The organism is Pseudomonas sp. MDV22-iso1, assembly GCF_058145095.1.
Map to the genome: position 1 here is coordinate 303930 of NZ_JBYVMF010000004.1, position 25544 is coordinate 329473.

Consider the following 25544-nt stretch of genomic DNA (forward strand, 5'->3'; position numbering starts at 1 on the left):
GGGTATTCGCGTGTCGATAGCGGTTGAATGGGGTCACTGATGGAGATTGTCAAAGCGATGGGTACGGGGGCGGGTTCTTATTGTTTGTTTTTTCGCAGATCAAACTTCTTCATTTTTATCTCCCGTACTTTCCTCTCAATGATTGCTCTATTGCTTTCAAGTTTCTTTTTATCCAGTTTGAGATACGCCCGTTGCTGAATGATGGCGGCGGCGTGTCCTTCCCAATCCCAGAACAGGAAACTGCTTTTTTTCGTATAAGCCACCAGTTCCAGATTGAACACTGCGATGGTAAGGACGCCCTTTTCATCGTACCGCGCAGGGATGGCCTGAAAGCGCTGTCCCATCAGACTTTGCTCGTCGAGAGAGAACAGCGCGGGCTCGTTGTATTTAAGCGCGTCGAGCGTGTCGATCATGGCGTTCCCTTGTCGGGTGTCCGGCATGGCTTGAGCACTTTGAACGAGGAAATCCGCAACGCTCCTCGAGAGCCCGGAACGCTTGCGTGTAACGATGGAATCCTGAAAGACAGACCAGCCCAGGAAATGCAGCGTGGAGACATATTCGTCCAGCCATTCTGTCGAGTCGAGAAAGCGGCTGTAGACCATGTCGGCGGATCGGGTGGCGATCTGGGTGCTGTCAGTCAAATCATCGTGATCTTGCAGTGAGAGGTCACCAATGCACGAAACCAGACTGTGCCCGGTCAGCAAACCAGGGGGTTTTTCATTATTCATGTGCGATTCCTGTTCATTAATCAAACTTCCGTTTTAAGTGTTGATTGAAAGTACAAGAGCAGGCACAGGGTTAAAACAAGAGAGGCTTAGGGAATTAATACTGGCTGTTAAGTGTTGGTCACGACAGAGCACCAAGAGCGCTTCAGAATTCAAGTGCCTGAGGAACGGCGCGTTTCGTCGTCTATGTGCTTGAGCTTTTCATCCGGCCCGGCAAAGCAGGCATAATGCCGCCCTTGATCCCGTTAACGGCCATCCCGTGAAATCACGTCCGACCTCCAGTCCCTTGCGCCCTTCGGCTTGCCCCGGATTGTTGCGTGTCGTCCAGGCGCTGGACGGCGGGATCTGCCGGATCAAACTCGACGGTGGCTCGATCCGCACCGATCAAGCCCTGGCAGTGGCTGATGCCGCCGAGCGATATGCCGGTGGCGTGATAGAGGCCACCAATCGGGCCAACCTGCAAATTCGCGGTATTGGTGAACAGGCAACAGCGCTGATCGATCATTTGCTGGCCGCCGAATTGGGCCCCACCACCGTTGCAGGCGACGATGTTCGCAACTTGATGCTGAGCCCTGCTGCCGGCATTGACCCCCAAATGCTGATCGACAGTCGTCCCCTGGCCCGACAGGTTCTGGACAGCCTGCAAATCCATCCGCGCTTCCATGAGTTATCGGCCAAGTTTGCCGTGCAACTGGATGGTGGTGAGGCGCTGGCAATGCTCGAACATCCGCACGATCTCTGGCTGAGCGCGACGCAGAGAAACGGCGAGCTGCTGTTTGCTTTCGGTTTCGCGGGATGCCCCACTGACACGCCCATCGCGGCGGTACGTCTAAAGGACGGGCATGCTCTGGTGGTGGCCGTCCTGGAGTTGTTTCTTGAGCTCGCGCGACCGGACCAGACCCGCATGCGGCACCTGTTAGCGGAGCGTTCTGCCGATTCACTGCTACATCTGTTGGCCGGTCGCGTGTCACTGATCTCCCTTGATCAGTGGCGTCGAACGGTGACAGGTCCGGGCTTGCCGGTAGGTACCTACCCGCAGCTTCAGGAAGGCCTCGTGTATGTGGGCGTCATGCCGCCGCTGGGGCGTCTGGATCCTTCGATGCTCAGAGGCGCGGCTTACCTGGCTGCAGAATTCGCCGATGCAAGCCTGCGCCTGACCCCTTGGCAGAGTCTGCTGCTGCCCAACATTCGCCAGGCGGATGCATCGCTGGTCAGCCGGCGCTTGCAGGCGTTGGGATATCTGGTCGACACCCATCAGCCGCTGACTCATCTCGTTGCTTGCACCGGATCTGCCGGTTGCGGCAAAGGACTCTCCGACACCAAGGGTGATGCGCAACGGCTGTCCGTATTGCGACAAGGTCGACACGCACAGGAGCAGGTCCACCTGTCGGGCTGCCCGCGATCCTGTGCTTGCGCACACACCGCCCCCGTCACATTGCTGGCGACCCGTCAGGGTCACTACGACCTCTATTTTCGCGATGCAGCGCTGCCGGGTTTCGGCGCGCTGCAAGCACGCAATCTCACTATTGAAGCGGCGGGCGCATTGCTTGATGCCCGTCCACGGAGCCCCCTTGATGCTTGATTACATCCGCGACGGTCAGGAGATCTATCGCAACTCCTTCGCGATCATTCGTGCCGAGGCCAACCTTGAGCGAATCCCGGCCGATCTGGAAAAACTCGCGGTACGAGTGATCCACGCCTGCGGCATGGTCGATGCCATTGACGGCCTGCAGTTTTCCGAAGGCGCCGGCAAGGCCGGGCGCGATGCACTCGCCGCCGGCGCTCCGATCCTGTGTGATGCACGGATGGTGTCCGAGGGCGTTACCCGCACCCGGCTGCCGGCCAACAACTCGGTTATCTGCACGCTGCGTGACGACAGCGTGCCGGACCTCGCCCGTGAACTGGGCAACACCCGGTCCGCCGCAGCGCTGGAATTGTGGCGCCCGCACCTGGAAGGCAGCGTGGTGGTCATCGGTAACGCACCGACGGCATTGTTTTATTTGCTGGAAATGCTCGATGCCGGCGCCCCGAAACCGGCGCTGATTCTTGGTTTTCCCGTGGGCTTTGTGGGCGCCGCCGAATCCAAGGCAGCGCTCGCGGCTGACAGTCGCGGCGTGCCGTTTGTAATCATGCAAGGCCGCCTCGGTGGAAGCGCCATGGCCGCAGCCGCCGTCAATGCCCTCGCCACGGAGATCGAATGATGCAGCAACGTGGACGCTTGATCGGTCTGGGGGTCGGGCCCGGTGATCCGGAACTGATTACCGTCAAGGCATTGCGCCTGTTGCGCGAGTCGCCGGTGGTGGCGTACTTCGTCGCCAAAGGCAAAAAGGGCAATGCGTTCGGCATCATCGAGGCTCATTTGCAGGATGCGCAGACGTTGTTGCCGCTGGTGTATCCGGTGACCACCGAGGCGTTGCCGGCGCCGCTGTCGTATGAACAAGTGATCAGCGACTTCTACGACGCGGCAGGCGAAGAGCTTGCCGCGCATCTGGATGCCGGTCGCGATGTGGCGGTGATCTGCGAAGGCGATCCGTTCTTCTATGGCTCCTACATGTACCTGCACGATCGTCTGGCCGAGCGCTATGAAGCGCAGGTCGTACCGGGTGTCTGTTCGATGCTTGGAGGGGCTTCGGTACTGGGCGCGCCGCTGGTTTATCGCAATCAGAGCCTGTCGGTGTTATCAGGTGTCCTGCCCCATGAGGATCTCAAACGTCGCCTTGCCGACGCCGATGCAGCAGTGATCATGAAGCTGGGGCGCAACTTCCCCAAGGTTCGACAGGTCCTGGAAGAGCTCGGGTTGGCAGAGCGTGCGCTGTACGTCGAGCGCGCAACCATGGCCAATCAGAAAATCGTGCCGCTGGATCAGGTTGAACCGATGTCTTCGCCGTATTTCTCGTTGATCATCGTTCCAGGTGAAAGGTGGCAGGGCTGATGACTCATCCAGTTCCGGCGATCGTCATTCTCGGCGATGGCAGCCTCGCGACCGCACGTGACATTCAACGACTGCTGCCAGGCGCACTGATCCACGGCTTGTCTGGACGGGTCGAAGACGTGGATGTCATCTATCACGAGTTCGGCTCCACCCTGCGCGAGCTCTATCAACAAAACACGCCCATCATTGCGCTGTGTGCAGCCGGGATCGTGATCCGCACGCTGGCGCCACTGCTCCTGGAAAAAGGCGCAGAACCGCCGGTACTGGCCGTTGCAGAAGACGGCAGCGCGGTGGTGCCGTTGTTGGGTGGGCTGGGCGGTGTGAACGTGTTGGCCCGCGACATTGCTCAAGGGCTGGGCGTGGCAGCCGCCATTACCACCAGTGGCGAATTGCGGTTTGGTACCTGTTTGCTGAACCCGCCGAAGGGCTACGCGTTGGGCGACCTTGAACTCGGCAAGCGATTCGTTTCCGATTTGCTCGGTGGCGAGCCTGTTCGTATCGAGGGTGATGCGCCCTGGCTGGCGCAAGCGCAGTTGCTGCAGGATCAACAGGCGCATCTGGCCATTCATATTGGTAGCGCCGAGCGTGAGGCTGTCGCGAATGAGCTGCTGATTTACCCGAAAAGTGTTCTGGTGTTGGTCAGCGCCGAGACCGCGGACCTGGCCGATGCAGTTCGCCAGGCCCTGCAGCAGGCAAAAATTGCCGTGCAATCGTTGGTCTGTCTGTTGGCCAGTGATCAGCAGATGGCCAGTCAGGCGCTGCGTGATGCGGCTGATGAACTCGGTGTGCCGTTGCGGTTTTCTGCGGCTGGCAGTGTCAGCGATACGATCAGTGGGGCGATTGGGGCGGCGACTGTTCACAGCCATAACGGCATCACTGTCGCGGTCGCCGAGCATCCGCTGGATCCGTTGCTGATCGGTCGTCCTCGCGGGCGCCTGGCCGTTATCGGTCTGGGGCCGGGCGCTGCCGATTTGATGGTGCCGGCGGTCAAAGCGGAATTGGCTCGTGCCAACGATGTGCTCGGTTACGAAACCTACGTGCGCATGGCAGGGCCTTTTCGCGCTGATCAAATTCTGCATTGCACCGACAATCGCGAAGAGATGCAGCGTGCGCGTCATGCTTTCGAACTGGCGGCGCAAGGCCGTTGCGTCGTCGTGGTTTCCTCCGGAGATCCGGGCGTTTTTGCCATGGCGGCGGCGGTGCTTGAAGCGCTGCATGGATCCAGTGACCCGGCGTGGCACAACGTCGACCTGGAGATTCTGCCTGGCGTCTCGGCATCGCTTGCGACCGCTGCCCAGGCAGGCGCACCCTTGGGGCATGACTTCTGTGTGCTGTCGCTGTCTGACAACCTCAAGCCCTGGGCGATCATCGAGAAGCGTCTGGATCTGGCCGCTCAAGCCGATCTGGCCATGGCGTTCTATAACCCGATCTCGCGCTCCCGTCCGTGGCAATTAGGCCGGGCGCTCGAGATAGTCGCGCAGCACCGTACACCTGAAACGCCCGTGGTATTGGGGCGTGATATCGGGCGTCCGGGGCAAACGTTGCGGGTCACCACACTGGGGCAATTGACCCCCGATCAGGTGGACATGCGAACGATGGTGTTGATCGGTTCGTCCACGACGCGTGTTTTCCCTCGCGCGGAAGGTCTGCCCTGGGTATACACCCCTCGAAGTTACGGCGATCAATTGCTCGATATAGCCAAGCCAATGATTGATTAAATCAACAGCGGAATGTCCGGGCTTCAGGCTCGGAACACTCTGGCGGTTACTGCGCATCCTGCTCTCACATAAAAGGACATTTAATGGTGTTTGAAGAGCGGGATTCAGTGCGATAGGTTTATCGCGTGCACAGTCGCACTAAACGAAACTAACAAGGATTGTTGGAATGGAAGATCTGGAAGGTAAAGTCAGTGTTGAAGTCAGTCGGGCTTTAGTGGCGTGGCGTATTGCCAGACGTCAATTAATAATTCCCAATGTGGGGCGCGCAAGATCTTTAGTTGCGCCGGACAGTTCTAGCCCTACCAAAGAACTGGATGCCGTTGTTCTGGGTAATACGCTGGTCGGTTATGGCGATAACGTCTCGCTTGAAAATATGACCATCATTGAAAACATCATCAAGTTCTCGAAGATGGAAGCAACGCTGGAAGTGCCGGGGGATAAAAAGCCCAGGGAGTGGCATCGTGCGTTCTTGAGCTGCATGGAAGATTTGGGCTGCTATGTTCCCGACAGTGGAACGATAGAGCACACGCGCAGCGCTTTGAATCTGACGATGTCCAATATTGTCGCTGATATTATCAAAGCGGGCGTCGAGGCGGCCAAAGCCGCCATACCTGGCGCAACCGTATTAGGGGCTATCGCAGATTCCACATTGGAGTCGATAAAGAAAGAGCCTGACATCGTCAAAGTATTTAATTACGAGGTCACTAAGACAAAAGGCGTGAAACTGGCGATCTTGCCCTGCGAGCAGCTGAAAAACGGTCTTATCATGATCATGTTGTCGTCCATCGACAGTAACGCTGACAAGGACGATGCCGGGCTGCTCTTTTTTGATTTGAAAACAACGAGCCTCGAGGTGTTTCGTGCGGCGTCGTTCATTACCTTTAATCCACTGCGTTATGCGCAAGTGAAAGACGATATCGAACAGGTGCTCAATCAGCAGCAGGCCACACAGCTGAATAAAAGATTTAAGCGCCATCAGCGCATTCGATAACAATTACCCACCGAAGGAAAGTGCCTTGTTTATCAAGGCACCAGATACCCCTTCACGCCGGTAAAGATGATTTGTGCCGCCAGTGCGCACACAAACAATCCCATCAAACGGCTGACAATCTGCAAGCCCTGGTCACCCAGAATTCGTTCGATGCGGTTTGACAGATAAAGCACCACGCCAACGGTGAAGCTGGCCAGGGCGATGCTGAGGATGGCGGTCAATTTGTCGTCCCAATGGGGCTGGCTCACACCCATCACCAGCAAGGCGCCGATAGTGCCGGGGCCTACCGTCAAAGGAATAGTCAGCGGGACGATGGTCACGTCCTGCTGAACGTTGTCAGTTTGCACCACCGATTTGCCTTGGGCCATGCCGAGCGCAGAGATAAACAATACGCTGCCGGCGCCGATGCGGAACGCGTCCACCGTGATGCCGAAAACATCGAAAATCACTCGACCGAACAGATACAACAGGACGCTTGAGACCAGGGTCGCGATCGCCACTTTCCAGGCCAGTCGACGTTGTTCCTTGCGCGAGTAGCCGCGGGTCAGGCTGATAAAGCAGGACAGGACGAAGAAGGGGCTGTAGAGCACCAGCATCTTCAAGTAAACGCTGAACAACACGTGGAGCATGGGGTGAGCTCACTGGCGATGGAAGTCGGGGGAGAGTCTATCAGGCGCTGTCGAGGCTGTCGGCTCAGGACGTTTGGGTCGCCGTCTGGTTCAGCAGATCACGCTGGGCAACCCAATGTTCAATCAACTCGCGCAGCTGCGAAAGCTCGACCGGTTTGGCCATGTGCCCATCCATGCCAGCCTGCCGCGCACGTTCCTTATGCTCGGCGAGGATGTGCGCGGTCAATGCCACCACGGGGGTACGGATTCGCTTGTTGCCCACTTCCCAAGCACGCAATTGCTGGGTTGCCGAAAAACCGTCAAGTATCGGCATTTCGCAGTCCATCAGGACCAGGTCATAACGTTGGGCTTTCATGGCCTGCAGGGCTTCTTCGCCATTGCTGGCAGTGTCCGGTTGCAAGTTGAGTTTGCCCAGCATGCCGCGAATAACTTTCGTTGAGATGCTGTTGTCTTCCGCCACCAGGATGCGGAAATCGCCGGGAACCTTGATCGGTAGTGTCGGCCCGGTGGGCGGGCGGTGTGGTACGGCCACGCCTTTATTGCGCTGATTCAGTTCGTCGGCCAGGGTGGTCTTGAGTGTGTAACCAGCCACCGGTTTGGCCAGGATGCGCTTGATCCCGGAATTGCGCGCGATGATCTTGCTCGGCGCGTTGCTGATTCCCGTCAGCATGATCAGCAAAATGTCATGGTTGAGGCTTGGGTCTTCCTTGATCTTGGCCGCCAGTTGCATGCCGGTCATGCCAGGCATGTTCTGGTCCAGCAGGACCACGTCGAAATAATCACGCAGGTGCGCTTTGGTGCGCAGCAGCGCCAGTGCTTCTTTGCCCGAAGGGGCGGCACTGACATTCAAGCCCCAGGCCGTGCATTGTTGCACCAGCACTTTGCGACACGTGTCGTTGTCATCGACTACCAGTACCCGTGCACCTTGCAGGGGGCCGTCCAGGTCGGAGGTCGGGTGCTCGAGACGGTCGGGGTCAAGCGGCAAGGTCAGCCACAACGTGCTGCCCTGGTTGGCACCGCTCTTGATCCCGAATTCGCCTTGCATCAGGCGAATCAATTGACGGGCGATGACCAGCCCGAGATTCCCGCCGAGACGGCTGGCCGAAAGGAAATTTTTACTGTGGAGTTCGGCATGCATCAGCGCGTCGCGCTCTTCGGCGTCCATCGGCTCGCCGCTGTCCTGGACGGCGATGCGCAACCGCGGCTTGGCGCTGCGCTCGTCGAGGGCAACGACGATCAGGATTTCGCCTTCGTCGGTTTTCTTCAGGGCGTTTTCCAGCAAGCTCAGCAGGGTTTGACGCAGGCGTGTCGGATCGCCGCTGATGACCCGTGGTACTTGCGGCTGGATAAAGCTGATCAACTCGACGTTTTGTTGTTCCGCTTTGGCGCGGAAGATGCTCAGGCAGTCTTCGATCAGCGCATTGAGATCGAACTGCACATCGTCCAGTTCGATCTGCCCGGACTCGAGCTTGGAGATGTCGAGAATCTCGTTGATCAGTGTCAGCAGCTCATTGCCGGCGCTGTGGATGGTTTGTACGTAGTCGCGCTGCTTGACCGAAAGTGGTGTGCCCAGCAGCAGCTCGGTCATGCCGAGGACACCATTCATCGGCGTGCGGATTTCATGGCTGATCTTGGCCAGAAACTCGGCCTTGGCGTTGATTTCGGCGTTGCTGGCGGCCAGGTCGCGGCTGACGCTGAACCGGTCTTCGGTGATGCTGCGCTGGCGTTCGCTCAGGGCGATGCTCATCAGCAGACCGCTGACGCAGATGAATGCCAGGAGTGTCGTGATCAATCCCTGGGGTTCCACCAGGGTCAGCCCCAGCAAGGCGGGCAGGATAATCAATGTGCCGAGATTGAACACCACCATGGCGGCCACGAACAGGCGCGCCGGACGATAGCCTTTTTGCCAGTGCCAGGCGCCCACGAACAGCATGCTGAGACCGGCGAGGGCGACCATTGCGTAGGTAATGATATTCAGCGGCAGCGTGTTGACGAATAGCAGTAGCAGGCCGCAAGCAATGATGAACAGGATGTCGCCCATCAGCAGCTTGTTCAGCGGGTGAGGGCCGAGCGGAGCGAAGAAGCGGTACGCAAACATGAGACCGCACGGAGCGGTCATCAGCAAGGCCACGTAAGCTCCCGGCGTCTGTAGCGCCTGCCAATTGGGCAGCCAGGGCCCCGCCAGATTCAGCAGCATCGCCAGGCTGAGCATCAGCAAGGCCTCACAACCTGCCAGCCATAAACTGCTGCGGGATCGGGTATAGGCATAGCGGATGAGGTTGTGCAGGATCAGCATCCCGATGCAGCCGAATAGCAGGCCATAGATCAGGGTCTGGGTCTGATTGGCAGCGGTGGTGACCGCCGATTGCAGCGTGATGTAAGGCCGCATCTGGTGATCGGAAACCAGGCGCACGTAAACGTCGAGAGGCTTGTCGCTTTGGGGCAGTGGCAGCATGAAATCGCTGCTGGGCAATGGGTGCTCGGCCTTGGGCTCATCCGTCCCGGAATTGGTTTGCTCGATGAGCTTGTCGCCCTCCAGCACGTAGAGGTTGAGGTGCGACAGGTCGGGTGCGAACACTTTCAGCACTTGCTCGTGCTTGCCGGGCGCAAGCCTGAAACGCAGCCATAAAGCGCCATCGGGCTCGGCCGCGGTGAGACGTTCGAGTTCGATGGGACTGAATTGATTGGTGTAGCGAACGGAACGGATGTCGCTCAGCTGCAGGTTGCCCTGTTCGTCGAGCAATACACTCCAGCCACTGCCTTGCGCGGTGTGGGCCGCAGGCATGCAGAGCAAGGTCAACAGAGTGACAGTGAGGCTTATGGCAATCCTGAGCCAGCGCACGGCGAAATCCCTTCGTAGGTTGATGCCAGATTATAACTATGCGCGGCGCCGGAATAGTCCGGCAAGAGCCTGTGGCCCTTGCCCGACCGAATGAATCGTTTATTCCTGATTTTCGCCACGCTCGCGGGCAATGGCGCGGTAGCCAATATCCTTGCGATAGAAACAGCCTTCCCAGTCTATTTTGGCCGCCAGCTTGTAAGCCTGCTGCTGAGCCGCATCGACACTGACGCCCATTGCGGTTGCGCACAGTACACGACCACCGGCGGTCACTACCTGACCGTCTTTCAGCGCGGTACCTGCGTGGAAGACTTTACCTTCCAGTGCCGCCGCCGCATCCAGACCGTTGATGGCAACACCTTTGGCGTAATCGCCCGGGTAGCCGCCGGCGGCGAGCACAATGCCGACGCTCGGACGTGGATCCCACTGTGCTTCGACTTTATCCAGCGCTTGCGCGAGTGCTGCTTCGACCAGCAATACCAGGCTCGACTGCAAACGCAGCATGACCGGTTGGGTCTCAGGGTCACCGAAACGGCAGTTGAACTCGATGACTTTTGGGTTACCAGCTTTGTCGATCATCAAACCGGCATAGAGGAAACCGGTGTAGACGTTGCCTTCTTCGGCCATGCCGCGAACGGTCGGCCAGATCACCAGGTCCATCACGCGTTTGTGCACTTCGCTGGTGACCACCGGGGCAGGGGAGTAAGCACCCATGCCGCCCGTGTTGGGACCGGTGTCGCCGTCGCCGACGCGTTTGTGATCCTGGCTGGTGGCCATCGGCAGCACGTTCTTGCCGTCGACCATGACAATGAAGCTGGCTTCTTCGCCGTCCAGAAACTCTTCGATGACCACGCGGGAACCGGCCTCACCGAAGGCATTACCGGCCAGCATGTCGCGTACGGCGTCTTCGGCCTCGATCAGTGTCATGGCAACGATCACGCCTTTGCCGGCGGCCAGGCCGTCGGCCTTGATCACGATCGGTGCGCCTTTTTCACGCAGATAGGCCAGGGCTGGCTCGATCTCGGTGAAGTTCTGGTAGTCGGCGGTCGGGATCTTGTGGCGAGCCAGGAAGTCCTTGGTGAACGCTTTCGAGCCTTCCAGCTGGGCCGCGCCAGCCGTTGGGCCGAAGCAATCCAGGCCGCGGGTGCGGAACAGGTCGACAACGCCCGCCACCAGCGGTACTTCCGGACCAACGATGGTCAGCGATACGTTTTTCTCGGCGAAGTCAGCCAGCTGCTCAAGCGCCAGCACGTCGATGGCGACGTTTTCGCACTTGGCTTCAATGGCGGTGCCGGCGTTGCCTGGCGCGACGAAAACTTTCTGCACACGCGGATCCTGAGCCACTTTCCAGGCCAGTGCGTGTTCACGGCCACCGCTGCCAATGATCAAAACATTCATTTCAAAAACCTCGGATGACGCTAATTCTGTGGAGCACCGCAGAGATGCTTTTCTGTAGGAGTGAGCCTTCTCGCGATTGCGGTCTTTCAGTCACTGCTGCTTTGACTGATCAATAGCTATCGCGAGCAGGCTCACTCCTACAGTGGATCGTGTACTTAGTGACGGAAGTGGCGCATGCCGGTGAAGACCATGGCGATGCCGGCCTCATCAGCCGCAGCAATCACTTCCGCATCGCGCATCGAGCCACCTGGCTGGATCACTGCGGTGATACCCACCTTGGCTGCGTTGTCCAGGCCATCGCGGAACGGAAAGAACGCGTCGGAAGCCATTACCGAGCCTGCTACCTGCAAGCCAGCGTGTTCCGCCTTGATCGCGGCAATCCGTGCGGAGTTCACACGGCTCATCTGGCCAGCGCCGACACCGATGGTCTGACGGTTCTTGGCGTAGACGATGGCGTTGGATTTAACGTACTTGGCGACTTTCCAGGCGAAGATCAGGTCGTTGATTTCCTGTTCGGTCGGGGCGCGTTTGGTCACGACTTTCAGGTCTTCGCTGCCGATCATGCCGATGTCGCGGCTCTGTACCAGCAGGCCACCGTTGACGCGCTTGTAGTCCCACGCCGCAGCGCGATCAGCCGACCACTCGCCGCACGCCAGCAGGCGAACGTTGGCTTTCGCGGCCACGATGGCGCGGGCTTCTTCACTGACGCTTGGGGCGATGATCACTTCGACGAACTGACGCTCGACGATAGCCTTGGCAGTTTCAGCATCCAGTTCGCGGTTGAAAGCGATGATGCCGCCGAATGCGGATTCGGTATCAGTGGCGTAGGCCAGTTCGTAAGCCTGGCGGATGCCGCCTTCGGCGTCCGGGCTCACGGCGACGCCGCATGGGTTGGCGTGCTTGACGATCACGCAGGCAGGCTTGACGAAGCTCTTCACGCATTCCAGCGCGGCGTCGGTGTCGGCCACATTGTTATACGACAACTCTTTGCCTTGCAGCTGGGTCGCGGTGGCGATGCCGACTTCGGCCGGCTTGGCTTCCACGTAGAACGCCGCGCTCTGGTGCGGGTTCTCGCCGTAGCGCATTTCCTGAGCCTTGACGAACTGGCTGTTGAAGGTGCGCGGGAATTCGCTGCGACCTTCAGTGCTGAGAGTGTCAGCGGCCTGGTTCACGGTGCCCATGTAGTTGGCGATCATGCCGTCGTAGGCAGCGGTGTGTTCGAAGGCCTTGAGCATCAGGTCGAAACGCTGGGCGTAGGTCAGGCCGCCGGCCTTGAGGCCTTCCAGTACATTGGCGTAGTCGCTGGCGTTCACCACGATGGTCACGTCTTTGTGGTTCTTGGCTGCAGAGCGAACCATGGTCGGGCCGCCGATATCGATGTTTTCGATAGCGGTCGGCAGGTCGCAGCCAGGTTTGTTGATGGTGGCTTCGAACGGGTACAGGTTGACCGCTACCAGGTCGATCGGCTTGATGCCGTGCTCGTTCATGATGGCGTCGTCGATACCGCGACGACCGAGGATCCCACCGTGGATTTTCGGGTGCAGGGTCTTGACCCGACCGTCCATCATTTCTGCAAAACCGGTGTAATCCGCGACTTCCACTGCGGCAACGCCATTGTCGCGCAGCAGCTTGAACGTTCCGCCGGTGGAGAGGATCTCGACGCCCAGGGCTTCAAGCTCCTTGGCGAACTCGAGGATCCCGGTCTTGTCGGAAACGCTGATCAAGGCGCGGCGGATCGGCAGGCGGGTAGTCTGGTCGGTCATTTCAATTTCCATCAAAAGCAAAGGAGTCAGCAAAAAAGGCGACCGTTTTTACGCGGGCGCCTTTCTGGTTTGATTGAATGCTTACAGCAAATCGTACTGCTTGAGTTTCTTGCGCAGCGTGCCCCGGTTGAGTCCGAGCAGCTCGCTGGCCTTGGTCTGGTTGCCCTTGACGTAGTTCATCACGCACTCGAGCAGGGGAGCCTCGACTTCGGAGAGCACCAGGTTGTACACATCCGTGACGGCAGCGCCCTCAAGGTGGGCGAAATAATTGTGCAGCGCCTTCTCGACACTCCCGCGAAGGGTCTGACCTTCTTCGCTCGGCGTATTGAGGTGCTGTTTCAAATTCACGTTGTCGCTCACGGGTGTTGTTCCACTCACTAAAGTCTCGGTCATCATCGTCATGCGGCCACCCCTTCTCCGTCCCCTGTCAGGCTCTTATAACGTTCGGCGAAGAAGCCCTGAACGTTGGCGCATTGTGCTTCCGTATCTTCCAAACGATTGAAGTGGGCGCGAAATTCCCTGGCGCCCGGCAAGGTTGCGAGATACCAGCCCACATGCTTGCGAGCAATGCGCACGCCCATGACATCTCCATAGAAGAGGTGCAGCGCGGCCAAATGCTCTAGCAGTATGCGTTCCACCTCGATCAGTTCCAGCGCCGGAAGTTTTTCGCCGGTACGCAGGTAATGATCGATCTCGCGAAAAATCCATGGCCGCCCCTGGGCAGCACGGCCAACCAGCAGGCCATCGGCACCGGTCGCGTCAAGCACGTACCGGGCCTTTTCCGGCGAATCGATATCGCCGTTGGCAAAGACCGGAATCGACACCGCCTGCTTGATCGCGGCAATGGTGTCGTACTCGGCTTCACCGGTGTACAGATCGGCACGGGTGCGGCCATGGACCGCCAACGCCGTTATGCCTGCCTGCTCGGCGATCTTCGCCACCGTCAGGCCGTTCTTGTTGTCCCGGTCCCAACCGGTCCGGATCTTCAGGGTGACCGGCACATCGACTGCGGCCACGACGGCCTGCAGGATCTCGGTTACCAATGCTTCGTCCTTCAACAGCGCAGATCCGGCGGCCTTGTTACAGACCTTCTTCGCCGGGCAACCCATGTTGATGTCAATAATCTGTGCGCCCAGCTCGACGTTGGCCCGAGCCGCATCCGCCAGCATCTGTGCATCCCCACCGGCGATCTGTACCGAGCGTGGCTCGGGATCACCTTCATGGATCATGCGCATGCGCGATTTGCGGGTGTTCCACAAACTCATGTCGCTGGTCACCATTTCCGAGACTACAAGTCCTGCGCCCAATCGCTTGCACAGCTGACGAAAGGGCTGGTCGGTGACGCCCGCCATGGGGGCGAGAATCAAGCCGTTGTGCAATGTATATGGACCGATGCGTACCGCCGACATAGGACTTCCCTGTTGTGGGGCCGGATCATGAGAGTTCGAAAAAGGGTTGGCATGATACCCGCTCTCGATGACTGGATAAAGGCTGAATTGAACAAAATCTGAACAACTATTCTGTTATCGCCAGCGGTTTGGTCCACGCAGGCAAAGTCAGAAATCCGTCGCCAATCCGGGATCAGTGAACCGTTTCACTCGGGAGAGTGGAAACTCAAGCTGTAGTTCACCGCTTTGGAGCCTGGATCCAGAATGTCCAGCGCGATGTGAATCGGTGTTTGTGGTGGCATTTCTGCCATGCCTTCGAGGTCGCCGCTCAGGTACTCGCCAGGTTTGAATCGACGGCTGGCAATCAGGTGACCGTTAAGGTCGGCAAAGCGCAACTCCAGCAGCGGAAACGGCTGGGAGAATGCGGCCCGGTTATAGATGATCGCATCGACCACCAGTGCGCCGCTGAAGTCCGGATGGCTGCGAACCACCAGGTTGCTGCTCTTGATTTTGGCAATGTCGACTTTGGATGGCACGGTGCAACCAATCTGCGGGCACAGTTGCTGGAACCAGGGACGGTACTGGTCCTGACGCGCGAGTTCTTCAAAATGGTAAGCCACGTACTGGCCGGCGAGGGCGCCGGCAGCGAGCACGATCAACAGCAGCCAGAAAAACCGTCGACCCCAGGGGGAGCGACGTTTTTGCCAGTCCAGTTGCAGCGGATCGTCGGTCAGATCCTGCAGGGCTTCGGCGCGGCCGTTCGGTTCGCTGCGCTTTTTGCGCAAGGGCTCTATCGAGGGCAGGTCGTCGTCAATGTCATCGACGTCGGCGGTTGCGGACAAGCGTTCGCGCGGTGGTGGCGAGTCGAGCGCCAGGTCCTGACGCACGAAGGGCGGACGAGGTTCATCGTCGAGTTCCACCAGTTCCAGCGTCAACGACGGTTCGGTGCGTGCCGGTTTGAGCAGGACAGTCGGCGGTTTCGTATCTTCCTCAACGTCGTCAGCCCGGACGCGATCGGCTGCTGACTCACTGAACAGGCTGTCGGCCCACGGCGCTTCATCGTGCTCGGTGGTGTCGCGACGAGCGCTCAACGTGTCTTCACGATGGCGGCCAAACTCGGTGGTCGGCTGTATTTCCCGTTGCTCAAGTCGGGCGAGTTCTTCGTCCAGGTCCAGGCTGTCGAGATCCAGCTCGGCGGCGGTCCACTGCTTCAGGCTGATTGCCCGTTGCTCTGGCGGCTCGACGGTGGCGGGAACCGCAGACGCCGCTTCCTGGCCAAGACTCTGCTCCAGCAGCTGCTTGGCGGCATTGAATACTTGCAGGCACGAGCCGCAACGAACCACACCCCGTGCCACGCTCAACTGAGCATGGCTGACGCGGAAGCTGGTTTGGCAATGCGGGCACTGAGTGACGAAGCTGTCGGTCATGCGGCGATCCGGATTATGCAGGCGCTCATTCTAGCGCCGACGGCCAGTGATGCGCACCCAGCCATCGCGATTGGCGATCGGGTCCAGATCGAAGTCCTGGGCGTAGGCTTTGGCGACGTCTTCACCCTGTTCGGCAAGGATGCCGGACAGTGCCAGGCGGCCACCTGGTTTGACCAGGCTGGACAGCTGCGGCGCCAGGGACACCAGCGGGCCGGCGAGAATGTTGGCAACCAGCACGTCAGCCTGAACCTGTGGCAGGTCTTCTGGCAGGTAAAGCGGGAAGAGCGCTTCAGCGATGTTGTTACGCCCGGCATTGTCGCGCGACGCTTCCAGCGCCTGCACGTCGATGTCGGTACCGACCGCTTCCTTGGCACCCAGCAACAGGGCGGCAATTGCCAGAATCCCCGAGCCACAACCGAAATCCAGCACATTGCAGTCTTTCAGGTCCTGGCCGTCCAGCCATTCCAGGCACAGTGCGGTGGTTGGGTGAGTACCGGTGCCAAACGCCAGGCCCGGATCCAGCAGCAGGTTTACGGCGTCCGGTTCCGGGGCGGCGTGCCAGCTTGGCACGATCCACAGGCGCTGGCCGAAACGCATCGGCTGGAAACCGTCCATCCAGCTGCGTTCCCAATCCTGGTCTTCAATGATTTCGCTGTGATGCTCGGGCAGCGGGCTGCCGGTCAGCAATTCAAGGTGGGCCAGCACACTGGCGGCTTCGGTGCCATCTTCGAACAGCGCCAGCAGGTGCGTGTGCGACCAGAGAGGCGTGGTGTTGAGCTCTGGCTCGAAGATCGGCTGATCTTCAGCGTCCATGAACGTTACCGACACGGCGCCCACTTCAAGGAAAGCGTCTTCGTAGGTTTCGGCTTGTTCTGGGCTGATGGCGAGACGGACTTGCAGCCAAGGCATGGCGGGCACCTTTGAAAAATATTGATTGCAGCCTAGCGGGCTGCGAGAAGCGCGCAAGTTTACGCGAGCGCGGGGCGTTTGTGGGAGCGGACAGCGCAGAACGCCGCTCAGTTGAACCGTGACACCCCCGTAGCAGCTGGCGAAGCCTGCGTTCGACTGCGCCGTGGCGAGGGGATTTAGCGAAACGTCGCACCGCCCCGTAGGGTCGCGCAGCGGCCCCAATTCTTCACGACTGCTGCGCAGCCGAACGCAGGCTTCGCCAGCTGCTACACGGGTGTGTTGCAGGTCGGAAGAGGGGTCCCAGAAACAACAAAGCCGCCCGAAGGCGGCTTTGTTGATCAGGCTTAAGCTTAGTGCTTGTCGCCAGCCAGCTTGTGTTCCAGGTAGTGGATGTTGATACCACCTTTGCAGAAGCCTTCATCGCGGACCAGGTCGCGGTGCAGCGGGATGTTGGTCTTGATCCCGTCGACCACGATTTCGTCCAGCGCATTGCGCATGCGCGCCAGCGCTTCGTCACGGGTTGCGCCGTAGGTGATCAGCTTGCCGATCAACGAATCGTAGTTCGGCGGAACGGCATAGCCACTGTACAGGTGCGAGTCGACGCGAACGCCGTTGCCGCCTGGAGCGTGGAAATGCTTGACCGTGCCCGGGCTTGGCATGAAGGTTTTCGGGTCTTCGGCGTTGATCCGGCATTCCAGCGCGTGACCGCGGATGACGACGTCATCCTGGGTGTACGACAGCTTGTTGCCAGCGGCGATGCTGAGCATCTCCTTGACGATGTCGATGCCGGTGACCATTTCAGTGACCGGGTGCTCAACTTGAACGCGGGTGTTCATTTCGATGAAATAGAACGCCCCGTTCTCGTACAGGAACTCGAAAGTGCCCGCGCCACGGTAATTGATGTCGATGCACGCCTTGACGCAGCGAGCGAGCACTTCCTGGCGAGCCTTCTCGTCGATGCCCGGTGCCGGCGCTTCTTCGAGAACCTTCTGGTGACGACGTTGCAGCGAGCAATCGCGGTCGCCCAGATGGATGGCGTGGCCCTGGCCGTCGGAAAGAACCTGGACTTCCACGTGACGTGGGTTGGTCAGGAATTTTTCCAGATAGACCATCGGGTTGCCGAACGCCGCGCCAGCTTCGGAGCGGGTCAGTTTTGCCGAGGAGATCAGGTCTTCTTCTTTATGCACAACGCGCATGCCGCGACCACCACCGCCGCCAGCGGCTTTGATGATCACCGGATAACCGACTTCGCGACCAATGCGCAGAGCGGTTTCTTCGTCTTCAGGCAGCGGGCCGTCGGAACCCGGAACGGTTGGAACGCCAGCAGCGATCATGGCGTGCTTGGCCGATACCTTGTCGCCCATCAGGCGAATGGTGTCGGCTTTCGGGCCAATGAACGCGAAGCCGGAGTTCTCGACCTGTTCAGCAAAATCAGCGTTTTCCGCAAGGAAACCGTAGCCTGGGTGAATGGCGGTAGCGCCGGTCACTTCAGCAGCGGCGATGATTGCCGGAATGTGCAGGTAAGAGTGTGCGGCCGATGCCGGACCGATGCAAACGGATTCGTCTGCCAGGCCCAGGTGCATCAGCTCTTTGTCAGCCTTGGAGTAAACAGCGACAGTCTTGATGCCCATCTCTTTGCAGGCACGCAGAATCCGCAGGGCAATCTCACCGCGGTTGGCGATCAGAACTTTTTCCAACTTCGCAGTCATCAAAGTTTCTCCGCGGTTCAAACGATGGTGAACAGCGGTTGGTCGTACTCAACCGGCTGGCCGTCTTCGACGAGGATGGATTCGATCACACCGCTGGTTTCAGCTTCGATGTGGTTCATCATCTTCATCGCTTCAACGATGCACAGGGTGTCGCCTTTCTTCACGGTCTGGCCAACTTCAACGAAGGACGGCGAGCTTGGCGAAGATTTGCGATAGAAGGTGCCGACCATAGGCGAACGGGCAACAGTGCCGTTCAGAACTGGCGCGGCCGGAGCAGCAGGCGCGGCAGCGGCAACCGGAGCAGCAGCAACTGGCGCAGGCGCCGGAGCATGCATGGGAGCAGGTGCGTAGTACTGCTGAGCTGGAGTCTTGCTGTGGCGGCTGATACGTACGGACTCTTCGCCTTCTTTGATCTCGAGCTCGTCGATGCCGGACTCTTCCAGCAATTCGATCAGTTTCTTAACTTTACGGATATCCATGAATCATCAACTCCCAAGGGTCGGTCAGGGGCGTATAGCTTGTTGTTCAAGCTGCTCTAGGGCGGCCTCCAGGGCCAGTCGATAACCGCTGGCGCCAAGGCCGCAGATCACTCCCACCGCTACGTCGGAGAAGTAAGAGTGATGGCGGAAAGGTTCGCGTTTGTGCACGTTAGACAAATGCACTTCGATGAATGGGATGCTCACCGCCAGCAGCGCGTCACGTAATGCGACGCTTGTGTGTGTAAAAGCTGCTGGGTTGATCAGAATGAAGTCCACACCTTCGCCTTTCGCGGCGTGGATGCGGTCGATCAATTCGTACTCGGCGTTGCTTTGCAGGTAGAGCAGATGGTGACCGGCTTCACGGGCACGGCGTTCCAGATCCTGGTTGATCTGCGCCAGCGTCGTGGCGCCATAGGTGCCCGGTTCGCGGGTGCCGAGCAAGTTCAGGTTGGGTCCGTGCAGAACCAGTAAGGTTGCCATCTGCTGTTCCTTGTTATCTGTGAGCAATTGTCAGAACTCGGCGACTATGCCGCAAAGCCTTTGTGACTGTCCAGTTCTATGCAATAGCCAGCACGATGGCCGATGTTTGCGCGAAATATATGACTGAGTGATTAAATCCGGTCATTCGCCTTCTGAACACGTTCGGCGAAGTCTCGCGGGTTGATCTCGCCGATGATAGCGGTCTATCAGACGCGGAAGGCCTGAACCGCCGTGTGCAACCGTCCACCGAGCACCAACAGATGCTCCCCTTGCTCACGTCCTTCGCCAATCCGCAGCAGGTTATCCCCACCCAATTGATGAATTCGCTCACTGTGATCGCGGATCTCACTGACAGCGCCACTTTGCTGAGCGGTGACATCGGCGATGCGCACTGCCGTGTCGGAAATGGTTTGAATCGCACCGACGATTTTATCCAGCGCACCGTCGGCTGCCTGGGCCTGGTGAGCGGTGGCTTCGGCGTGTTCGACCTGAGCGCGCATGCCCTCCACCGATTGACGCGCCGCGGTTTGCAGACCAGCAATCAGTGTCTGAATCTCTGCTGTAGCGCCCGCCGTGCGTTGCGCCAACGAGCGGACTTCCTCGGCCACCACCGCAAACCCCCGACCCATTTCCCCTGCGCGAGCTGCTTCGATGGCGGCGTTCAGGGCCAGGAGATTGGTCTGGTCGGCAATCGAGCGGATCACGGTCAGGACACCGCCGATGGTGGCGGACTCCTCGGCCAGGTGTTCGATCATCTGCGCGTTGCCTTGCACTTCCCCAACAAGCGAATGCAGCCCGGTGAGGCTCAAGCCGATGACTTTCTGCCCGTGCGCCACCGCCAATCCGGCATGGCGGCTGGCGTCGGCAGCCTGGCTGGCATCGCCGGCGACTTGTTGGATGGTCGCTTCCAGTTCCCCCAGCGAATCGCGGATCAGCGCCGTGTCACCTGCCTGATGTTCAGCGCCACTGTGCAAATCATTGCTTAACTCGGCCAAGGTTCGACTGCTGCCGGCGACTTGTTCGGCGTTGAGGCGGATGGTTCCCACCAAGTCAACCAGGTAGGCGCGCAAGCGGTTGAGCGACAATTGAATGTCATGCAGTTCGCGGTTGGTGTTGCCCAGCTCGATGTCCCGGCTGAAGTCGCCTTCGGCCCAGGTCGACAGGGCTGGTGCCAGATTGGTCAGCGTACGCGCCAGGCGGCGCTGCAGCGTATCGATGAGCAAGGCAATCAACAGGATCAGCCCGATCATCACCCCTTGCATCAGCCGCACTTCACTCTGGATTTGCCCATGTTGTGCGCGCACCACGGGTTCCAGGCCGGCAATGGCGTGTTGTACGTCCGTGATCTTCTGGTGCGTGGCCGCGCCGAGTTCGCTGCGTTTTTGAATCTGTTCGCGGGTGCGCTCAAGCTCCGACGGATAACGGCTCAGCAAGCTGTTGAGTTCGCGTTTGAGCCCGACACCCGCATCTTCAGCCACGGCTTTCTCGGTGTTCTCCAGCCCCATCAATGCGGCGAAATCATCGGTGTTCGACTCGCTGCTGCTGGTCACGCCCAACAGTGGCAAGGCATCCAGCCGTTCAGCCTGAGTGCGGATGTTGGCGACTTCGCGTTCGACGTCGGCGGCCAGTTCACTGCGGCCGCTGCTCACCAGTTTTTCCCGTGCCAGCGACAGCTTGCCCAGGTGTTGAGAGGCGGCGAGTAGCGGCGTCAGGTAGGCCGCATTCGTGCTGGCGTACTGGCTGAGCTGGTCGAGACTGGCCCCCAGTTCGCGTTCGGCTTGCAATAGCAAGGCCTGTGGGTCGCCCGCGAGTTTTCCGGCGGCGAGCAAGTCGGTTTTGCTGAATGCTTCGAGGTTCGACAGGCTTGGACGCAAGGTATCGGCCAACGCCGGGGGTAACTCACCGAGTTCTTTATTCAGGTCGTCGATCGCCTGGCTGGCGCTGCTGAGGCGCAGGGCATCGCCGCTGGCGAGGTAATCCTCAACGTTACGCACAACGCCATTCTGAAATTGCTGGGACAGGCCCAGGTAACGCTCCATTAATAGATAAGGGCGTTCGAGGGCTTTTTGCGACCACCACAGCGTAGCGCCAAGGGCCAGGCACACGGCGACTAAAAGGAGGGTGTTGAGATTGGTCAGCAGCTTCAGGCGCATCGCGGGACTACCAACGGCAGAATGGTAAGCGCCTGAAGTTATTGCGTTTCTGTTACAGGGTTATGACCAGTTCGCTGGATTCCGATGAAAAGATGGCACTTTGCTTTGATGCCCGCGCGGACTGCACGCGGTTGCGCCCGGCATGCTTGGCCCGGTACAGCGCCTCATCTGCCTGACTCGCCATCATCAGGCTGTCGCAGTCATCATCAAGGTCCACAACCCCGGCGCTGAACGTGCACCAAAGATCCTGCGGCTGGGCTGGGTAGTGAATCTCGGCAAAACGCTGGCGAATTTCATCGAGCACTTTATGGGCCGACTCAAGATCGGTGTCCGGCATCACGATAGCGAACTCTTCACCGCCGTAACGGCCAATGAAGTCTGTCTTGCGCAAGCGCTGCTTCAAGAACAACGCCAGGCTTTTGATCACCCGGTCGCCCATGGGGTGGCCATGGCTGTCGTTGACCCGTTTGAAATGGTCGATGTCGAGCATTGCAAAGCTCAATGGCTTGTTCTCGCGACGGGCGCGGAAGCTGCAGTCTTCGAGCAATTGCAGGATGTGTGTGTGGTTATACAGACCGGTCAGGCTGTCGCGGACCATCCGTGCTTTCAAATTGCGCGCCCGTGCTGCGCGGTTGCGCACGGTGGTGATCAGATGGCGCGGTTTGATCGGTTTGGTCAGGAAGTCGTCGCCGCCTTCGCTCATGGCGTCGAGTTGCTTGTCCAGGTCGTCTTCGGCCGAGAGGTAAATGATGGGCACGCTGACATAACGGTCGTTGTGGCGAATCACTTTGGCCAATTCGGTGCCGGTGCAGGCGGGCATGTACATGTCGAGGATGATGAGGTCTGGCTGGAAATCCGCCAGTTCGGCCATGGCCTGAATCGGTTCGATCAGGGTGCGCGTGACGATCCCGGCGCTGTTGAGCAGGCGCTCGGTGTGCAACGCCTGGGCGCGTGAATCGTCGATGATCAGCACTTTAAAGGGTTCGTACTGGGCGACGCAGGTCAGGACTTCGATCTTCTCCAGCAGGCTCGAGGCTTCGAGGGTGCCGGTCAGAAACTCCTGGCCACCGGCACGCACGGCGGCGAGGCGGGTAGGGGTGTCGGTTTCGTTCAGGCTGAAAAACAACAACGGCAACTGATGGTCCAGGCCTTCCTGGGCCTCGGCCGCGAGTTTCAAACCGATACCGGCTCCGCAGAAATCCACGTCCATGACAATCGCCGCAGGCAATCGCTCGACCATTGAAGAGCGAAACGCCGCCACACTGTCGAGGGATTGGGCGCTGAGGCCGAAGAACTCGAGCTGTTTGGCCAGGCGCTCGGCGCGCTCATGATCCTGCAGCAGCACATAGATCGGTTTGCGCAACGGAGGCAGGAACGTTTGGTCGAGTTGATCGCCATGCCGCAAGCCGGTGCGCGACAGGCGCTGCATCAAGCGATTGAGGTCGGTGATCAAGCCGCTGCTCAGGCGTCCACGGTTGGCGTCGACAGCGTCCAGCGCCTGGCCGATGTGGCGCGCCAGATGAGTGTGTTCCGGTTGTTCGAAACGCTCGGCGAACCGTAGCAGGCGCAAGTTGGCTTCGCTCAATTCCGAGAGGTCGGTCGTGGACCACTCGCTGCGTTGCAGGCGCTGCCATATCTCAAGAATTTGACGTGCCTGATGAATTACCCGCTGGGCAAAGTGGTGCTTGAGGCGCTCACGGCTGGGGTCTTCTGGCTCGGTCATATCCTGACTACTAGTTAGGGTGCATGCTGAGATCGACTGGTGGCTCTATGCTAGCACCTCTTTTCATTTGGATGAGTGTCGTGCATCAATAATCTGGAAAGTGGCTCCATTCAGTTTATGACTGGTTGGTCGGATGCAATCGGGGCAGGCGTAATACCTGTAGCAGCTGGCGAAGCCTGCGTCCGGTTGCGGCGTGGCGAGGGGATTTATCCCCGTTGGGTCGCGCAGCGGCCCCAAATCTTTACGACTGCTGCGCAGCCGAACGGGGATAAATCCCCTCACCACCGGCTTCGCCAGCTGCTACAGGGTGGTATGGTTTGGATGCGCGTGTACGAGGCGTATGCTTCGCTTGCTCCAACAAGGTGTGCGCTTCATTTATAGTGGCGGCTCGATCAGATTCTGCGCGGCAAACGAGGCACGATGGCGTAGGGTTGTGGTCGAACCGATGAACTCAAGTGATTGAAAGGATATCGCCATGCTGGACTGGAAGAACCGCGCGGGCAGTGCGCCTGAACGTGCCGCTGAACCTAAATCGGCTGCCCGCAGCTATATCGGTGGCCTGCTGTTCAGCCGGGCGCTGGCCACTCTGATCGCCATCTACCTGATTGTGACGATTGCCCTTGGCTGGTACTGGAGCCAGGAGCCGGCACTGTTTCCGGTTCAACAAAATGCCCAGGTCGCTGCCGAGAAAGAAGGCAAGCAGATGGTGATCGGCTACACCACGGTCGAAACCCTCAAAACCGTTGCCGGGACCCTGCTAAACAAACCGGGCGGCTACATTTCCAACGACCGTTTCCCGCCAGGCTTGTGGATGGACAACACGCCAAGCTGGGAATATGGCGTGCTGGTACAGGTCCGCGATCTGACGCGCGCCTTGCGTAAAGACTTCGCCCGTTCGCAATCGCAGTCGGCGGAAGACTCTGATCTGGCCAAGGCCGAGCCGCGTTTCAACTTTGACAATAAAAGCTGGGTGCTGCCCTCCAGTGAATCCGAGTATCAGGAAGGCATCAATTCCCTGAGCCGTTACCAGGCTCGCCTGTCCGATCCTTCGCAGAAAAACGCACTGTTCTACGCCCGTGCCGACAACCTGAACAACTGGTTGGGCGATGTGGGCACCCGCCTGGGTTCGCTGTCGCAACGCCTGTCGGCCAGCGTTGGCCGGGTCAAGCTGAACACGGCGTTGAAAACTGAAGTCGTTGCGCCGGGTCAGGTGCCGCAGGTCGACGAAGAAATCGTCGAAACCCCGTGGATGCAGATCGACAACGTGTTCTACGAAGCTCGCGGCCAGGCATGGGCCTTGTCTCACCTGTTGCGCGCTATCGAAGTCGACTTCGCTGACGTACTGGCCAAGAAGAACGCCACCGTGAGCGTGCGTCAGATCATTCGTGAACTGGAAGCGTCGCAAGAACCGGTCTGGAGCCCGATGATCCTCAACGGTAGCGGCTTCGGTGTGCTGGCCAACCACTCGCTGGTCATGGCCAACTACATTTCCCGAGCCAACGCTGCGGTGATCGATTTGCGTCAATTGCTCAATCAGGGCTGAGTCATGTCCGACAGCGACAAAGAGGCCGCCCACCGCGTGGCCTCGGATGCCGAACAGATCGCCTGGGTCGACGAGCAGGATAATCTGCTCGGCGCCCTGGTCCGTTCCGATTTGCGCGAACGCGAGCTGATTGGACGCGGCACCTACATCATGCTGTTCAACTCCGCCGGTGAACTCTGCGTGCACCGGCGCACCCTGAGCAAAGCGATCTACCCGGGTTATTGGGACGTCGCGGCGGGGGGCATGGTGCTCGCCACTGAAACCTACGCCGAGTCGGCGGCCCGTGAGCTGGAAGAAGAGTTGGGCGTAAGCGGCGTGGAGCTGGTCGCTCACGATCACTTTTTCTTCGAAGACACGGGGAATCGCCTCTGGTGTTCAGCGTTTTCGGCGGTGTGGGATGGCCCATTGATCCTGCAACCGGAGGAAGTGCTCGAAGCGCGCTTTATCCCTGTCGATCAGGTCATGCTCGAAATACAGCAAAAGCCTTATTGCCCGGACTCTCTGGCTGCATTGAAGCGCTATCTGAGAGCCCGCGGCGATGACGTCGCATAAGAGGCATAAATTGGCGCCGATTGGCTCTTAGCAAGCCGGCTTTTTGTCGTTACACTGCGCGACCTTTTGCAGGAGCGAGCCTGCTCGCGAAAAACGCAAGGACGACGTGTGCTGCCTGATGCCGCGCGTTATCGTTGACGTCCATCGCGAGCCGGCTCGCTCCTACAGCGAAATGCTTGTTTTACC

Annotated in this window: 21 protein-coding genes; 7 read left to right on the forward strand and 14 right to left on the reverse strand. The window is 59.2% G+C overall.

The window, feature by feature from the left end; genetic code table 11:
• Positions 1-77 precede the first annotated feature (77 nt).
• Entirely contained in the window at positions 78-728 is a 651-nt protein-coding gene (locus AC3ZVB_RS07680; RefSeq protein WP_490146218.1) for a hypothetical protein, read from the reverse strand.
• Between the two features lie 256 nt (positions 729-984).
• Here AC3ZVB_RS07680 and cobG point away from each other — a divergent pair, with 256 nt between their 5' ends.
• The 5 genes from cobG (at position 985) to AC3ZVB_RS07705 (ending at position 6366) form a co-directional block, all read left to right on the forward strand.
• Positions 985-2307 (forward strand): precorrin-3B synthase, encoded by a 1323-nt coding sequence (gene cobG / locus AC3ZVB_RS07685; RefSeq protein ID WP_490146219.1) that lies wholly within the window; start codon positions 985-987, stop codon positions 2305-2307.
• Positions 2300-2926, forward strand: coding sequence for a precorrin-8X methylmutase (locus tag AC3ZVB_RS07690; protein ID WP_162439138.1), 627 nt, complete (start codon positions 2300-2302; stop codon positions 2924-2926). The genes cobG and AC3ZVB_RS07690 overlap by 8 nt, the downstream gene beginning before the upstream one ends.
• A complete protein-coding gene (locus AC3ZVB_RS07695; protein ID WP_162439170.1) occupies positions 2926-3657 on the forward strand; it encodes a precorrin-2 C(20)-methyltransferase in 732 nt (243 codons plus the stop codon). Before AC3ZVB_RS07690 ends, AC3ZVB_RS07695 begins: the two co-directional genes overlap by 1 nt.
• Positions 3657-5375 (forward strand): precorrin-3B C(17)-methyltransferase, encoded by a 1719-nt coding sequence (cobJ, locus tag AC3ZVB_RS07700; protein WP_490146220.1) that lies wholly within the window; start codon positions 3657-3659, stop codon positions 5373-5375. The genes AC3ZVB_RS07695 and cobJ overlap by 1 nt, the downstream gene beginning before the upstream one ends.
• 166 nt (positions 5376-5541) lie before the next feature.
• Entirely contained in the window at positions 5542-6366 is an 825-nt protein-coding gene (locus AC3ZVB_RS07705; RefSeq protein WP_490146221.1) for a hypothetical protein, read from the forward strand.
• 32 nt (positions 6367-6398) lie between these two features.
• Here AC3ZVB_RS07705 and AC3ZVB_RS07710 read toward each other — a convergent pair whose 3' ends face one another.
• From AC3ZVB_RS07710 to AC3ZVB_RS07770, 13 genes are all read right to left on the reverse strand, one after another.
• Positions 6399-6995, reverse strand: a complete 597-nt coding sequence (locus tag AC3ZVB_RS07710; protein ID WP_019582263.1) for a MarC family protein — start codon at positions 6993-6995, stop codon at positions 6399-6401.
• Between the two features lie 64 nt (positions 6996-7059).
• Positions 7060-9837: a hybrid sensor histidine kinase/response regulator gene (locus AC3ZVB_RS07715; RefSeq protein ID WP_490146222.1), complete on the reverse strand. Its 2778-nt coding sequence runs from the start codon at positions 9835-9837 to the stop codon at positions 7060-7062.
• A gap of 99 nt (positions 9838-9936) precedes the next feature.
• Positions 9937-11232, reverse strand: coding sequence for a phosphoribosylamine--glycine ligase (gene purD / locus AC3ZVB_RS07720; RefSeq protein WP_490146223.1), 1296 nt, complete (start codon positions 11230-11232; stop codon positions 9937-9939).
• A 155-nt stretch (positions 11233-11387) separates the two neighbouring features.
• Positions 11388-12995 carry a bifunctional phosphoribosylaminoimidazolecarboxamide formyltransferase/IMP cyclohydrolase gene (gene purH / locus AC3ZVB_RS07725; protein WP_490146224.1) on the reverse strand — a complete coding sequence of 536 codons (1608 nt, stop codon included), beginning with the start codon at positions 12993-12995 and terminating at the stop codon, positions 11388-11390.
• 81 nt (positions 12996-13076) lie between these two features.
• Positions 13077-13397: a DNA-binding transcriptional regulator Fis gene (gene fis / locus AC3ZVB_RS07730; RefSeq protein ID WP_007907419.1), complete on the reverse strand. Its 321-nt coding sequence runs from the start codon at positions 13395-13397 to the stop codon at positions 13077-13079.
• On the reverse strand, positions 13394-14404 hold the full coding sequence (gene dusB, locus AC3ZVB_RS07735) for a tRNA dihydrouridine synthase DusB (protein WP_490146225.1): 1011 nt from the start codon (positions 14402-14404) through the stop codon (positions 13394-13396). Before dusB ends, fis begins: the two co-directional genes overlap by 4 nt.
• A 185-nt stretch (positions 14405-14589) precedes the next feature.
• A complete protein-coding gene (locus tag AC3ZVB_RS07740) occupies positions 14590-15810 on the reverse strand; it encodes a DUF3426 domain-containing protein (RefSeq protein ID WP_490146226.1) in 1221 nt (406 codons plus the stop codon).
• A 30-nt stretch (positions 15811-15840) separates the two neighbouring features.
• The gene (prmA, locus tag AC3ZVB_RS07745; protein WP_462040048.1) at positions 15841-16719 is read right to left on the reverse strand and encodes a 50S ribosomal protein L11 methyltransferase; all 879 of its coding nucleotides are present in this window, start codon (positions 16717-16719) and stop codon (positions 15841-15843) included.
• A gap of 350 nt (positions 16720-17069) precedes the next feature.
• Positions 17070-18428 (reverse strand): acetyl-CoA carboxylase biotin carboxylase subunit, encoded by a 1359-nt coding sequence (accC, locus tag AC3ZVB_RS07750; protein ID WP_162439129.1) that lies wholly within the window; start codon positions 18426-18428, stop codon positions 17070-17072.
• 17 nt (positions 18429-18445) lie between these two features.
• Complete coding sequence (accB, locus tag AC3ZVB_RS07755) at positions 18446-18907, reverse strand: acetyl-CoA carboxylase biotin carboxyl carrier protein (RefSeq protein WP_054044024.1); 462 nt, start codon at positions 18905-18907, stop codon at positions 18446-18448.
• A 24-nt stretch (positions 18908-18931) separates the two neighbouring features.
• Positions 18932-19387, reverse strand: a complete 456-nt coding sequence (aroQ, locus tag AC3ZVB_RS07760; protein ID WP_010463880.1) for a type II 3-dehydroquinate dehydratase — start codon at positions 19385-19387, stop codon at positions 18932-18934.
• A 206-nt stretch (positions 19388-19593) separates the two neighbouring features.
• On the reverse strand, positions 19594-21540 hold the full coding sequence (locus tag AC3ZVB_RS07765; RefSeq protein ID WP_490146227.1) for a methyl-accepting chemotaxis protein: 1947 nt from the start codon (positions 21538-21540) through the stop codon (positions 19594-19596).
• 52 nt (positions 21541-21592) lie between these two features.
• Positions 21593-23263 carry a GGDEF domain-containing response regulator gene (locus AC3ZVB_RS07770; RefSeq protein WP_162439126.1) on the reverse strand — a complete coding sequence of 557 codons (1671 nt, stop codon included), beginning with the start codon at positions 23261-23263 and terminating at the stop codon, positions 21593-21595.
• Between the two features lie 475 nt (positions 23264-23738).
• Between AC3ZVB_RS07770 and AC3ZVB_RS07775 the strand changes: the two genes are divergently transcribed.
• Both AC3ZVB_RS07775 and AC3ZVB_RS07780 read left to right on the forward strand, forming a co-directional pair.
• Complete coding sequence (locus AC3ZVB_RS07775) at positions 23739-24806, forward strand: DUF2333 family protein (RefSeq protein ID WP_162439125.1); 1068 nt, start codon at positions 23739-23741, stop codon at positions 24804-24806.
• Positions 24807-24809: 3 nt separating this feature from the next.
• Positions 24810-25358 carry an NUDIX hydrolase gene (locus tag AC3ZVB_RS07780; protein WP_490146228.1) on the forward strand — a complete coding sequence of 183 codons (549 nt, stop codon included), beginning with the start codon at positions 24810-24812 and terminating at the stop codon, positions 25356-25358.
• The last annotated feature ends 186 nt before the right edge of the window (positions 25359-25544 follow it).